Source organism: Acetivibrio saccincola, assembly GCF_002844395.1.
Taxonomy (GTDB): Bacteria; Bacillota; Clostridia; order Acetivibrionales; family Acetivibrionaceae; genus Herbivorax; species Herbivorax saccincola.
Window position 1 is genome coordinate 2,095,676 of the sequence record NZ_CP025197.1, and the last position, 14,954, is coordinate 2,110,629.

General features: G+C 31.4%; 10 protein-coding genes and 1 pseudogene. 4 read left to right on the forward strand and 7 right to left on the reverse strand.

Features of this window, described 5'->3' with window-relative positions:
• Positions 1-389: 389 nt before the first annotated feature.
• The 3 genes and pseudogenes from HVS_RS09385 to HVS_RS09395 all read right to left on the reverse strand — a co-directional run bounded on the left by HVS_RS09385 (position 390) and on the right by HVS_RS09395 (position 2,257).
• Positions 390-1,196 carry an ABC transporter permease gene (locus HVS_RS09385; RefSeq protein WP_101301596.1) on the reverse strand — a complete coding sequence of 269 codons (807 nt, stop codon included), beginning with the start codon at positions 1,194-1,196 and terminating at the stop codon, positions 390-392.
• Positions 1,190-1,889 (reverse strand): annotated as a pseudogene (locus HVS_RS09390) (ABC transporter ATP-binding protein). Before HVS_RS09390 ends, HVS_RS09385 begins: the two are co-directional and overlap by 7 nt.
• A complete protein-coding gene (locus tag HVS_RS09395) occupies positions 1,886-2,257 on the reverse strand; it encodes a GntR family transcriptional regulator (protein ID WP_101301598.1) in 372 nt (123 codons plus the stop codon). Before HVS_RS09395 ends, HVS_RS09390 begins: the two are co-directional and overlap by 4 nt.
• Before the next feature lie 416 nt (positions 2,258-2,673).
• Here HVS_RS09395 and HVS_RS09400 point away from each other — a divergent pair, with 416 nt between their 5' ends.
• Together HVS_RS09400 and HVS_RS09405 are read left to right on the forward strand one after the other, a co-directional pair.
• Entirely contained in the window at positions 2,674-4,305 is a 1,632-nt protein-coding gene (locus HVS_RS09400) for a methyl-accepting chemotaxis protein (protein WP_101301601.1), read from the forward strand.
• 86 nt (positions 4,306-4,391) lie between these two features.
• Complete coding sequence (locus tag HVS_RS09405; RefSeq protein ID WP_101301603.1) at positions 4,392-5,282, forward strand: substrate-binding periplasmic protein; 891 nt, start codon at positions 4,392-4,394, stop codon at positions 5,280-5,282.
• A gap of 87 nt (positions 5,283-5,369) precedes the next feature.
• On the opposite strand, the gene HVS_RS09410 is transcribed toward HVS_RS09405, so the two are convergent.
• Together HVS_RS09410 and HVS_RS09415 are read right to left on the reverse strand one after the other, a co-directional pair.
• Positions 5,370-6,254 carry a hypothetical protein gene (locus HVS_RS09410; protein ID WP_101301608.1) on the reverse strand — a complete coding sequence of 295 codons (885 nt, stop codon included), beginning with the start codon at positions 6,252-6,254 and terminating at the stop codon, positions 5,370-5,372.
• 134 nt (positions 6,255-6,388) lie between these two features.
• Positions 6,389-8,833: a S8 family peptidase gene (locus HVS_RS09415; protein ID WP_101301610.1), complete on the reverse strand. Its 2,445-nt coding sequence runs from the start codon at positions 8,831-8,833 to the stop codon at positions 6,389-6,391.
• 479 nt (positions 8,834-9,312) lie between these two features.
• Between HVS_RS09415 and HVS_RS09420 the strand changes: the two genes are divergently transcribed.
• Positions 9,313-9,834: a nitroreductase family protein gene (locus HVS_RS09420; protein WP_101301614.1), complete on the forward strand. Its 522-nt coding sequence runs from the start codon at positions 9,313-9,315 to the stop codon at positions 9,832-9,834.
• 97 nt (positions 9,835-9,931) lie between these two features.
• On the opposite strand, the gene HVS_RS09425 is transcribed toward HVS_RS09420, so the two are convergent.
• Entirely contained in the window at positions 9,932-12,076 is a 2,145-nt protein-coding gene (locus tag HVS_RS09425; RefSeq protein WP_101301618.1) for a vWA domain-containing protein, read from the reverse strand.
• 29 nt (positions 12,077-12,105) lie between these two features.
• Positions 12,106-12,954, reverse strand: a complete 849-nt coding sequence (locus tag HVS_RS09430; protein WP_101301621.1) for a hypothetical protein — start codon at positions 12,952-12,954, stop codon at positions 12,106-12,108.
• A gap of 379 nt (positions 12,955-13,333) precedes the next feature.
• Between HVS_RS09430 and HVS_RS09435 the strand changes: the two genes are divergently transcribed.
• Positions 13,334-14,806, forward strand: a complete 1,473-nt coding sequence (locus HVS_RS09435; RefSeq protein WP_101301624.1) for a serpin family protein — start codon at positions 13,334-13,336, stop codon at positions 14,804-14,806.
• Positions 14,807-14,954: the final 148 nt, after the last annotated feature.

The following is a 14,954-nucleotide window of genomic DNA, read 5'->3' on the forward strand; positions in this document are numbered from 1 at the left end:
TATAATTATTTCCATTGCATACTTTACAAAATGTAATTACTACATCTTAAAAGTAAAGCAATAAAAATTTATTTTTAAATAATTTAAATAAAAAGATGGAATTAAACTTCATATATAGAATGTAGAATTGCAATATAGATTTCTTGATTTTCGCATTGTCTTAAAAATTATTATATATATTTTGCGTAAAAAGAATTATACCATTATTTTTGCTACTCTATTTACTTTTTTAAATTCTAACCTTATATATTTATATTACTACATTTTTATTCATCTTACAATTATTTAATTAGCATAAATAATATAAAAAAACCCCCAAAAGTTCTACTTTTACATAGTGCTTTGGGGTAAATGTAAAATTAATAAATACTGAAATATTCTATTATTAATTACTCTAGATTTAATTTTTTCTTTAATAAAAAGTTTATCAATACAAACTGACCGGCAACTAATATTATAGGATATATAGATGCTTTCAGGACAATAATATTAGTTTTCCAATGCATTGATGTTGAATAATCAAAAAGATATTCAAAAAACTCATGACAAATTGGTATATAACGAAGCATCAAGATTAGAGCAGCTAAAATAAGGGAATTTATCAAATATACAACACAATACATCCCTAATGATGCTATAAGTTTATGCCTGCTAAACTGATGCCCAAGGGCAATAGCAGAATAAAACATAAGTATATTTGAACTGATACCTAAAATAAAGAATAATGGCAATGAAATAAATCCTGCTATTCCAAAAGTATAGTTTATATAATTGCTAATTTCAATTAAACCCTCAGATACACCTTCTACTCCGCTTATAATTATAATGGAAATTATCGTCACCAAACCACTTGATATAGTCCAAAAAACCGCTAATATAAGTTTGCTTAAAATGTTTTGCCATGTTTTAACCGGCAGGGTAAACATAAGATATCCTTCATCGCCCAATAAATTTTTATAAAACCTTTGAATCATAATAACTAAAGTCATTGCAGAAATTCCAATAATTAACACAACATATCCAACCATACTGATAGTACTTAATAATGTTTTGATATTTATCCCAATTGACTTTTGAACAATTTCCACAGTGTTAACAACTCTATTTATAAGTGTAAATACAATTAACGCAATATACAGAGGAATAAATAATCTGGCAGTTGCTTTAAACTCATATTTTAAAAGTTTTGCTAACATTTAAACACCTCCCTGAATAATGAGTCTACAGACATTTTATACTCTTCCCGTATCTCATCAACTGTTTTGGTAAGAATCACTTCACCATTTTTTGTAAAAATAATATAATCCAGAATTTTCTCTATATCTGAAATAAGATGGGTTGATATTATAATTGTTGCCTCTTCACTGTAGTTACTAAGTATGGTGTCTAAAATATAATCCCTGGCTGCAGGATCAACTCCCCCTATAGGCTCATCTAACATGTAAAGTTGTGCTTCACGGCTCATAACTAGTATAAGCTGAACTTTTTCCTTTGTTCCTTTAGACATTGTTTTTAATTTGTCATTAGCATCTATATCAAGCCTTTTTAACATATCATAAGCTTTTTCTTTTTTAAAATCCTGATAAAAATCACTAAAAAAATCTATAATATCTCTAACTTTCATCCAATCATTTAAATAAGTCCTTTCCGGAAGATATGAAATAATTTTTTTTGCTTTCTATTCCAGGTTTATTTCCGGCAATATATATTTCTCCGCTTGTGGGTGTCAAAAGCTCATTGCAAATTTTAATAAAAGTAGTTTTTCCACTTGCATTAGGTCCTAAAAGACCGACTATTTTTCCCTTGGGAATACTAATACTGACATTATTTAAAGCTGTTTTAGCTCCAAATTTCTTAGTTAAATTTTTGCACTCTAAAATATTGCTCATTTTTTCATCTCCTCTGCCATTTTTAATAAACTGGAAATAACGTCCTTACTATCAAAACCCAATTCTGCCATCTTGTTTAAAAAATCTTTAATATGCTCTTTAGCAAGTCTGTTTTTAACCTGTTCAATCATTTTCCTATCCTCCGTTACAAATTTTCCACTAGTACGGTTGGTATACACCAAACCATCTTCTTCAAGCTTTGCAAGAGCTCTTTGCATGGTATTGGGATTTACCCCGGCTTCTTTTGCAAAATCCCGGACTGATGGAAGTTTCGAACCTGCAGGGTATACTCCGGAACAAATCATTAATTCAATTTGTTCCACCAACTGTGTATAAATGGGCCGGTCTGATTTAAGGTCCCAAGCCATTTCATCACTCCTTGTATTATTGTATTAAGCGCTTAATGCAATAATACAAGGAAAAATTATTTTTGTCAATATTCTTATTGTTGTTTTTTAATATTAATTAATAAAAATTTTACTTACAGAAGATTATATATAAAATATTTTATGTAAAGAAGGATTTTTAATCTTTTAAGTAGAATAGTAAGATAAAGTATAATTTTTATTTTAAAGTATAAACTTATATCATATTATTTATGCTTTAGATCAGTTTTAAATACAATCACCATGTTTATTTCAGATTTTTTTAAATGACTTAGATTCAAATCAAATAATTTTGTTTAGCAGTACACAGTAGCATTTCTTGTATATACAATTTAATATTTACTACGATAAATTTTTACTACAATTTGCAACAGTCACAGAAAGGATGGATTAATAATATGATGCTTTCTAATTTTAAAAAAATATTATCCAGATTCAGATTTAATAACTTTATTAACTTTAAAAAACTTTCTAATTCTTTTATTGTACCAACTACTATTTTAGTTTTTATTGCATTGTCAACTTTTACAATTATCACTTCTTTAATGGAACAATCCAAACAAAAACAGGCTTTAGAACAAACAATAAATAATATACTAAAACTTGCTGAATATTCAGCAGTGGATCCATTATGGAATTATAATATGTCCGGTATAGAATATCTTGGTGATGCATTAATGGAAATTCCTGAAATTGCAGCTGTAAGTATTAACAATGAAAATGGAGTTGAAATATACGGAAAAGAAAAAGAAGGACCTGCATTTCAAAATTCTTCTTTTCTGACAACAAAAACAAGTGATGTAATAAAAGATGAAACAAAACTTGGTGAAATTCAATTGGCATTTACATCTTATTACACAAACAAGGCTCTTATAAATAAAATCATTGGCAATACAATACTTTCCTTAGGCGTTATATTAATTATTTTTATTGTTATTACTTTAATTTCAAAATCCATTTCTAAAAACATTGACAAAATAATAAAAGTTATGAGGGAAGTTGAACAAGGCAATCTCAGCAAGACAGTAAATATAACCAGTAAAAATGAAATTGGTGTTCTATGCAGGCAGCTTAATACAATGATACAGTCTTTGGCAAAACTAATTACTGAGTCTATTAACACATCAAGAGAACTTTTTTCGGCATCAGAGAATTTATTGGATGTATCAAATAAATATTATGAAATTATCGGCTCCACTTCAAGTGCCGTTGGCAATATAGCTCAGGGGGCAGTAGACCAGGCAGAACAAGTCAACAACGGTGCAATTAAGGTGAAAGAACTTTCAGATTGTATTGAGCGTGTGTTTAATTCTTCAAACCTATTAGCTGAAGAAATAGCAGCAACAGAAAATTATAAAGAAAGCAGTACTAATATTATTTCCGATTTACTTAACAAAACACATAGAAGCAGTATTGCCTTAGAAAATATATATAAAGCCATAATTGAATCAAACAAAGGTATCGAAAAAATAAATCTTGTCACACAAGTAATTTCTGATATATCTACACAGACTAATCTTTTGTCATTAAATGCTGCTATAGAAGCTGCCAGAGCAGGTGAGGCAGGAAAAGGATTTGCGGTTGTAGCCGATGAAATAAGAAAATTAGCTGATCAATCTTCAAAATCAGTTAAAGAAATCAATTTAATAGTAGCAGATATTTTGAAAAAATCCGAAAATACCGTAGAAATTGTTAAAGATATTGAGAGTATCACAAAATACCAATCTGAATCAGTCATTCACACAGAAGAAATATTTAATAAAATATCCGATGCAATTGTGAAAATAAAACTACAGATTAATGAGCTGTTTGATCTGTGTCAAAATATGGATTCTAAAAGGGAGGAAATTACCAGTATGATTGAAGACTTATCTGCAATATCTGAAGAAACTGCTGCAACCTCCGAGGAAGTTGCAGCGGATACTGAAACACAATTAGAAATGATGTCAAAAATCCGGGATGCAAGCCGGGAACTTGCTACAACAGCCAAAAACTTAAACGAATTAACCAGCCAATATATTCTCAGCTAAAACAGAAAATACGTCGCAAAAGGAGGAGTATATTTAAATAAATAATAACAAGGATGTATTAAAACCATTTAAGGAGGAAACCCAATATGAAAATGAAATCTTATTTTAAAATGCTTTCTTTATTACAGGTATTACTCTTATTATTTCTCTTGATATCCGGCTGTACACGGGAAGTTGATTCTAGTAGCGGAGGAAATAATAAAGTCGATGTTCCTGAGGCAACAAAAGCATCTGTAGAAGAATCTGATGCATCTGAAGATTCTGGAGCACCTGAAGAATCTGAGACATCTGAAACCGGCACAGTAAATGGTACAAACATATCAGTTTCCCTTCCTGTTATTCCACCGCTTATTACCGAGGAAAAAACAGGAGCTATAGTTGAACTGGTTAAAGCCATGGCGGATGAATATGATGACGGCGAAATAACTTTAGACGTTTTTCCAATGGCACGTTCAATAGAGAACGTTATAAGCGGAAGTGCAGACTGTCATTGTCCTTATATAAAAAATCATAATATTACTGACAGCGATAATATGTTCTATTATACCACCGAACCCTTTGGAATGGTTATTTTTGTGCTTTATACAAATAAAAATGTGAAAGGTCTTACACCTGAAAATGTATTAGACGAGAGATTTAAAGTTGAAATTCAACCAGGTCACAAAGAGTATCTTGGGGATTTACCTGAATCACCTCCTGAAGCAGGCTTGCAAAAAGTTAACTCCGGCCGTATAGACGGATACATAGCTACCATGAGCATGTGTGACCAATTAATTAAGACATTAGATCTAAAGAATATAAAGAGGCAAAAATTTGATTCTTTTGACACTGCTATAATCTTTAAAAAGAACGATGAAGGAAGACAGAAACGTGACATAATGAACACATTAATCAAAAAAATAAAAGACAGCGGTGCCTATGATGAGATTATGGGTGAAATAAACAGTAAAGAAGTCTTTATTCCGGATGAGGAATAATATGCTATAAATTTTATGGTTTTTGTATAAAAAAAGGGAGTGTCTATGATACAAGACATTCCCTCTTTGCATTTTATTTGGTCAGCATTATTTTATTTTAAAAGGTGCTTCTCCTGAAAGGCTACCGTCAGAATCTATATCAATTGTAAGCCTTACCTTGTAGTCTCCTTTTTTTGCCCAGCTTCCCTCAAGTTTTATCTGGGAATTGGTATAATGCAGGGAAGATTTTTTTGAAAAAACCGTTTCCCCTTTTGAATTTATAATATAAACAAAAGGTGCCCTTATGTCATATGGAATTTCTACATATGTCTTTTCATTTTTGTCAAAAATTTCATACTTGCCGCCGTTTAGCCTTATTTTTGCTTTGCCGTTTGGTTCTTTTATGGTATCTGACAGAATGTAAAAATAATCTAAAGAACCGGAACTAATAAGCCTGTTACCAAAACGGTCCATTATAAAATGCTCACTATTTAACGTTTCTCTTTTTCTATACTGCATTTTATCCGGATAAATTGATGCACTAAACTTTGTTCCAAAAATAATTTTGGTGCTGTCCTTGGAAAAATCCCTCCAGGAACTTAAAACATACGAATAGGCATTTCCATATTCCACCTTTTCGCATGTTAGTTCCACATCATAGAAACCCTTTGAAATTTTAAAAGAGTTATCCCTTCCTAAAAGAGCAACTACATTTAAACCCGTTTCAGGGTCACTAATTGTCAAAACAGCTTCATCACCGTCAGATTTGTCATCTAAACTTACTTCTGTTAGATTATCCGTGGTAAATTCAATATCATCACCGTCTATTTCAACATCCTCTTTTAAAATAATGTACTCTGCATCGGTATCTTCACCCAAAACTTCCGCAACTATATTGTAAACCCCTCTTGAAACAAAGCATGAAAACTCTTTTTCACCATAGTAACTGGATATATAAAGTTCTGATGAACCTTCATATTCTGAAACTGCCACTTCATCCCTTGGAAATACCGCTTTAAAATTAACAATTTCCCACGCACCATTGTTATTGTCATCTTTTATTGAAAATTTAACATTTTCAAGGCTTTCCGCATTTAAATTGTATTCACCGGGAGAACATATATCCTCTAAATATGTTTATTATCTTTTCTGTAAAATAAGAAGTTTTGGTTTTTTAATGCCGAAAAGGGGTCATTATTCACATAAACCGCATCTGTAACCATGTTTCCCTGGCTGTCAGTAATAACAGGGTTAATATTAATAAATTCTCCGGGAACATATTCAGATTTAAATATTTTCATTTTTCCGGTAAAAATACCTCCGACTGATAATTTGGTTTTATCCCGTTTTTTTAATAAAACTTCCTTCCCCTCCATGAATATGCTGACCTCGTCTTTTCCCTTATTGCCCTTAATATTATATTGAAATACATATTCACCGGGAGTTGCATATATTTCTGGAACATAACTAATATCTTCTAAATAAAACCCTTTACTTATCATACTATCCTTTTCCCTCATATAAACATACATGCCGGATGCTCTGAAACCATATATGTTTTTGTAATTTATGCTAATTTTGGCAAGGGATTTTTTATCGCTTTGTATATTGACAACTGTATTTCTACCGTCAATTAACACATCTTTTTTACACAGCGCATATAAAGGTTTAGATACCCCCTGATTATATGTGAAAGCTTCAAAAGAATATATTCCTTTATTTAGAAAGGCCTTAAACTCACCTGAGGTATTAGGTAATATATTAAAGAGAATTGATTGTTCCGATCCTTCAAATTTATAGGCTCCATAAACAGCCATCCCTTCATTTTCCAGTCCTGTTTTAACGGTAACCGGTACCAGGTCTTTCCCGTCTAATTCTACTATATCAGGGGCCATTGTCTCTTCTACAATAATTGCACTTGAATAATCCCCTTCACTTTCTACCAAGTAATATGCAATAATTACATATGTATTCCCGTTAGGAGCTTCAGAACCCGGCACAACAGCTACACCGTTTTTTTCCGTCAATTCGTAGTGAACAAAATTATAATAGGTTTTGCCGTCAGGTGCCGTATATTTATTCCATACTTCAATGATTCCATTAGAAACAGGCTCCCCTTTGTGGGTTAATTTAACCTTAAGACCTGTATAAACAGTATTTCTTACCTCTACTGTAACTTCTTTTTGATGAATTCTGTCACCTTCATAAGCCACCACCTTTATGGTAAGCGGTCCGTCATTATATTTTTGTGTGTCAATTTTAAAATTATGGAATATATCTGTTTTTTCCGAGATTGCATCAACCAGTCTATTATTAACATAAAGTTCAGTCTTTTCAATGTTTTCAGGATATGTAAACCTTGTCTGGACATCAATTACATCATAGACAACCATACCATCCATTAAATTCATAATTTCAAGCCTTGGTCTGACTTCTTCCGTCATAAGGGCGGCACCAATATTTAAAAGCCCATACCCGTATTTTTCATCCTTTCCTGCATCGCCAATATCTTTTGCAGAATTTTCAAGGATGTGCTGTATTTCGATATTGTTAAGTGAAGGGTTTTTAGAAAGCAACAGAGCACATGCAGCGCTTACAAAGGCAGTTGACAAAGATGTACCATTAAAGTAATCATACTTATTTCCAGGTACAGTACTTATAATATTCACACCCGGTGCCGCTATATCTATAATTGAACCGTAGTTTGAAAAAGAGACTAATTTCTCTTCTTCATCTGTAGCTGATACGGCAATAACCCCCGGATGAGCCGCCGGATAAATACTGAATGCATCCTTACTTTCATTCCCTGCTGCCGCTACAAGTACCACACCTTTCGAAAGGGCATATTCTATCGCTTCATTAAATGCTTCACTTTCCATATTACCGCCAAAACTCATATTTATTATATCCGCACCATTATCAACAGCATAGTAGATGGATTCAATTATGGTAAAATCATCTCCCCATCCGCTTTCTAAAGCTCTTATAGGCATTATCTTCACAGGTGCCTGTCCACAAGTTCCGGAAATCCCCACACCATTGTTGGTTAATGCTGCAATAATACCCGCCACATGGGATGCATGCTCCTCCTTTACAGGTCCGTATATGGGATCATCATCCATATCCACAAAATCATATCCACCCACTATAACATCTTTTAAATCTTCGTGAAACATATCTATCCCTGTATCTATAACAGCCACGGTCACTTCATTTAAATTTTCAAAATCATCAATTATTCTCCACCCATCCGGGGCATTTATATTTGCAAGACCCCATTGGTTTATAAATTCAGGATCATCCGGAGCCTCCAATGGAAATACAAATGCTTTCCTTACATAATTTGGTACAACATATTCAACATTTTCATCTTTCATTAGAGACTCAATTTTTTCAGTAACTTCATTTTCCTCAACTTCAATAAGTACCAATCCGTTTTTGCCGGATTTTAATATCTTTTCACCATTTCCCACATTTGACATAGCTCTAAAGGAAGGCTTTTCTTTGTACTTTACAATTAACTCACCGGGTTTTTTTAGCTTTCCGGCATTTCTAAAACTTACTTCTTCCATTGATTTACCGCCACTTTCTGCCGTTTCTTTACCAATTTATTTGCCAAAGCCTGTAACTACGGTAGATATGATAATGCATACTACAACTAATAAAGATGTACCCTTTTTAAACATACTATTACCCCCTTGTGAATTTTTTAACGTTCTAAATTGTTTATGCAACCTAAACCACTCCAAACTGCATAAAAACTGCATAAATTAAAACAAACAAATACACCTCCTGTCTGTATTTACAAATAAAACTAAATTTTATAAACTAATAATATAATAAATTTCTAAACTTTTCAATACATTTCTTATTAAACCATAATAAATTTATTTTTTCTTTGTTGTATTATTTGATTAAATTTTTATAAATTTCCCATATTTTTGACAATGAAATTTATTTATTATATATTTGATTTATAAAGAGTCTAACATTCAAAACATTTGTCAAAAATAAAAATGTTCAAACACCACAGTATAAGGAGGAATAATTCATGTCATTTATCCAACTTGCTAAAAAAAGATACTCTGTAAGAAGTTATTTAGACAAGCCTGTAGAAATAGAAAAGATTCTACAAGTCCTTGAAGCAGCCAGGGTTGCTCCTTCTGCAGTAAATAAACAGCCACTGCATTTTATTGTGGTCACCAATGAAGATACAAAAAGTAAAATAGCAGATACGTACCCAAGGGATTGGTTTAAGACCGCTCCTGTTGTTATTGTTGTGTGCGGGGATCATTCCCTGTCATGGAAGAGAAATGACGGTAAAGACCACTGTGATATAGATGCAGCAATTGCAATTGACCATATGACTCTTGCTGCTGCTGATTTAGGACTTGGTACATGTTGGGTATGTGCCTTTGATGCAAAAAAATGCCATGAGGTGTTAAACCTTCCGGAAAATCTGGAAGTTATCGCACTTCTTCCTATGGGATATTCTGCTGATAAAGCTCCGGAAAACAAAAAAAGACGGGATATTTCTGAAATGGTCAGCTGGGAAGAATATAAAAAAGAGTAGTTTAAAATTCAGGTGTAAATTAAGGGTTAAGGAATTTTTGCTTTTCCCTAACCCTTTTTGCTATTATAGGTAAATTAAAATTCAGTTATTGATATATTTATAAATAATAGCTGCGGCTTCTGCAAGGGTAATAATATATTATTCCCCTTTTTGCAACAGTAACATTAAACTTGGTTTTTATCCCTTTTGAAGTTTTTGCTGTTACTTGAACAGTTCCCTCAGATAACCCCGTTATTACGCCGTATTCATTTATTTCAATTATTCCCGAATTTTTATCATATTCGTAAGTAATTTTCTCTTCTATCACATCATCCGAATCAAATTTTGGCTCAATAACTACTCTTTCTCCCGGCTGCATTATTATGTCATCTACATAAATAGATTTTGCTTCTTTGGATACCGTTACAATACATTTTAAAATTATATTTCCGTCAGTCGCAGAAACAATTGCCCTTCCATAACCTTTCGCAGTAACTTCTCCTTCTTCTGATACAGTTACAATCTCTTCGCTTGAAGAACTCCATGATACTTTTGACGCCACTTCACCGGTAATATTTATTTTTTTAGATTCTCCAATTTTAGTTAAGTCTAATCTGTGATCAATTTCCCAATCAACATTATATTTAACCGCTTCATCTGCTTCTTTCTCACTTAATGAACCAATATTTTCAGGTGTTACTTCTTTTTCTGTCATATCTAAAGTAATAACATGACCGGTTTCATCTTTATCATATTTAAAATATGTAGCTGATGCTGTTACTTCTCCATCTTTATTTAATGTAGATATTTCTGTTCCAAACTGTAAATCCTCATCTCCCAAATATTTAAACACTACTTTATAACCGCCGTTAGGTATATAAATAATAGCATTTAACCCTTCTTCAAAATCAGATGCTGTAGAATAAAAGCTAAATCCTTCTTTGTCAAATCCTTCAGTTTCAACATAGGAAAAAGTATATTCTTCACCATCAAAGACAAATGTATTCTTAACATTTCTTATTGAGGCAACAACATTTCCATCTTTATCTTCAATAAAAACCTCTACATTTTGAGGACTTTCCATATAAAACTTTACATACTTGGACATACCCAAATCTTCATTTTCATCGAAAGACATTATTTTTGTATCTAAAAAGCTTTCATTAGAAAAAGAGCGGACTGAATTATTCTTATTAACTTTGTGGATTAAGTCACAAATATCATTTAAAACTTCTGCATTATATATATTAGTTGAAATAAACTCACTTTCAAGTTTTTTAATTAAATCCTCATATATATCATAAACTCCATACGCCCCTTTATACGGCGGTTTAGCAAACACTTTCTCCCCAGAACCATCAGAATCCAAACCTAAAATTGGGCCATCATAATTTTCACCCGTAAGTTTTTTGTAAACTAGATTTCCAAATCTTTTATAAATGTAATAGCTTACTGCATCAATTATTACACCAAACTCATTCATCCACATAGGTACATTATCAGTTGTATTTATATATAATTCAGAACATAAATATCCCGGAAGAACATAAATTGCTTTCTTTATTTTTGTTCTATTTAAAATTGAATCTGCTAAAACCTTAAGTTCATTAGAAAAATTAGAAGAAAGAATATTTGCAAAAATACCCCCTGTTTTTTCAATAAGAGAATTATATGAATTTTTATAAGAAGTTCTTGTAATAACAGATGTATTTATATCATTCTTAACCAATAAATCTATCATTTCATTCATATTAGCTATACCATGAGTATTAGCTACTTTATAATTTGCATCTGTCAGCACCACTGCAAATTTATATGTTTGAGAACTCCAAAGCATTGTATTCTTGTCATCCACAAGATAACCCAGACCGTCAATTACAGTCTCCGGTGTATCCCCTCCACCATCAACATTTAATTTACCAAGTGTCTCAATCATATCTTTTGTTGAATAGTGCCATGTTGAACCCTTTAATTTATGTACATTTGTTGAATCAATACCGTCCGCACTAATATCACGGTACTCTATAATTCCTATTCGCAACTCTATTCCTTTTTCTTCTAGATAAACTGCAAAATCTGATATGTTTCTCTTTACATTATCAATGTATGGACCCATTGAACCAGTTGTGTCAATAACAAAAGCCAAATCAACTTTCTCTTTTAATTTGTTTTGTGATCCTGAAATAGTCATTCCAGGTAATGTTGACATCAGTACCGCAATTACTGTAATAATCGAAAACAGTACTTTAAAATTTCTTTTCATAAAATATAAACTCCCCTAAAATTTATTTTTTAATTATTTTTATTTGCTTCTATAAATGCTATTTCCCGTATATTTGTAACATCAAACTTAACTAACAGTTTAGTTTCTTTAGTCTCCGGTATGTACTCATATAAGCATGTAAAACTCTTTTTTTTAGGACTATTATCTATGGTTTTAAATATTATTCTTCTATTTGCATACATAATACCAAAATAGAAAATTTCTTCATTAAGTTTTTCTTTTATACTATCATATAAGTCAGGATATTCACTAATAATCACCTTGCCTTCTAAATCTCCTATATCTTCATCTATATAGTGGAAAAAAATTTCTTCCGATTTATTTGTGTTTGTATTATATCTAAATGTATGAACTTTTTTATCCTCATCAACAAAAATGTAATAAATATCGTCCTTAAAAGGAAATACCTTTGTTATATTAATATCATTATATTTATCATTTGTGCTTATAATTTTTTGTTTTGCCTCTTTATAAATTTCCCTTTCACCATATAAACTTATCAATTCATTGTATTCTGACTCTTTTATGCTTTCTTTAACGCCGTATTCAGTCTTTACTTTATAATATCTGTAGTTATCTATCATCATCATTCCGGATTTTTGAGTGCAGACAATCATATCGGCAGGTTGGTTTTTAATATAATTATACATTAAAACATTTCTAACTGAAATTGCTATTAAAATAATGGCAAAAGCAACTGCTGTTATTTTTATTATTTTTTTAACTTTTTTTTTGCCCATTTCGTCTAAATTATTTTTATAGTGCCTGACAAAAATAAATATCCCTGCTATTAATAAAAGAAATAAAAAAAGTGCTGCCAATCCTCCATAATTTATTGACGCCTCTTCTACTATCATAAATTACCCCCCCTGTTTTATAAATTACAATATTCACTAGTAAAAAGCTGTAATTACATTTTTTTGTAATTATATCATTTAATAACTTTGTATTCAATTATTCTATCAAAAAACAAATCGCTATTGTTGCTATTATAATGAAATATATATTGCATTTTAATTTAATACATGATAACATATAACTATATAAGGATAAACACTTAAAAGAAGTAATTATATTACAGTTATTTTGTGCAATAAGTTCCAGTAAAGTATATTCTTGTTCCTTTCTGCTTTTTCACAATTATCACCGTAATAAAAACAATGTTGTGTTTCCTTTTAGAAATTAAGATTTTTTTATAAATCTTAATTTATTACCATTTTAAGGGAGGAATTTATCATGTCAAAAAAAGTTGTCCATGTCATTATTTTAACTATGTTATTTTCATTTTTACTTACTGCTAATTTATTTGCATCCGGAAATGCCGTACAATCCAGCAGTTCCATTCTTTATGGTGACCTGAACGGGGACGAGTATATAAACAGCATAGACTACACTTTGATGGGCCGTTATATTCTTGGTCAAACAAATAATCTTAGAGAAAATCATACCACAGCGGCAGATTTAAACGGGGACGGAGAAATAACCAGCTCTGACTGTGCTTTGTTAGTCCGTTATATTCTTAGCATAATTAATAAATTTCCTGTAGAAAACAAGGATATAAGTGAAAACATAGCTGATGGTTTTATTGAAGGAAACACTAAATTTGCATTAGATGTTTTCAAAGAAGTCTGTAAAGACGAAGAGGGCGAAAATATATTCATTTCTCCTTTCACCGTTTCAACTGCACTGTCCATTCTCTATCAGGGAGCCGGCTCTGATACTAAGGAAGAGATGGCAAAGGTTTTAGGTTATGATGGGCTTGATATTAAGGAAGTTAACAACAGCTATAAGTACTTGTTAAATTACTTCAGCCAGCTTAATGAAGACGTTAAGCTTAAAAATAGCAACTCCATTTGGATTAACTCCTTGATAGGGGATAACATTATTAAACAAAATTTTATTTCAACAAATAAAGATGTATTTAATGCATTAATTGAAATCCGTGACTTCTCTGATGAAGGTATCGCAGATGAAATAAACAATTGGATTTCTGAAGCTACAGAAGGAAAAATAGACAAAATGCTGGATAAAGTACCTGCGGACTTATTATCATATATTATATCAGCAACTTATTTTAAAGGAACTTGGACAGAAGAATTTGATGACGAAAAAACAAATACTGCACCTTTTTATGCTGAAGACGGAAGCACTGAAAATGTTATGATGATGAGTAAAGAAGGTAAACTTGAATACGGTGAAGGCGACGGATATAAAGCAGTCAGATTACCTTACGGTGACGGGGAAATGGCTATGTACTGTATTCTTCCTGACAAAGATAAACCTATAAATGAATTTATTCAAAATATGGATTTACATAAATGGAATGAAATTAAAAACAGCATAACAGAAAGAGATGATGTATTGCTTAGATTACCCCGTTTTAAAATAGAATATGCTAAAGATGGTAGTGGAAGCTTAAGAGGAGCTTTAGAAGCATTAGGCATGAAAAAAGCCTTCCAGGATGATGCAGATTTTTCAGGTATGTCTGAAATTGGCGCTATAGTTGAAGATGTTTTACATAAATCTGTAATAGAAGTAAATGAGAAGGGAACTGAAGCTGCAGGAGTTGTAATAATACCCGTAGCCCCAACTTCAATATCAAGACCATATTTTACTGCAAATAGACCCTTTGTATTTGTAATTGCAGATGAGGAATATGACACAATACTCTTTATGGGTAAAGTAGGTAACGGTAATTTTGATAATTAATTTTAATATATAAAATTATAACCACCAGCTAAGCCGGTGGTTTTTTATATTTTTTTTTATTTTAAGGGTATAAAAAAAAGGCTACAGACTTATTTGTAAATCATTATCATATAACAATATTTATTTTATAAGAAAAACAAAAAACCCT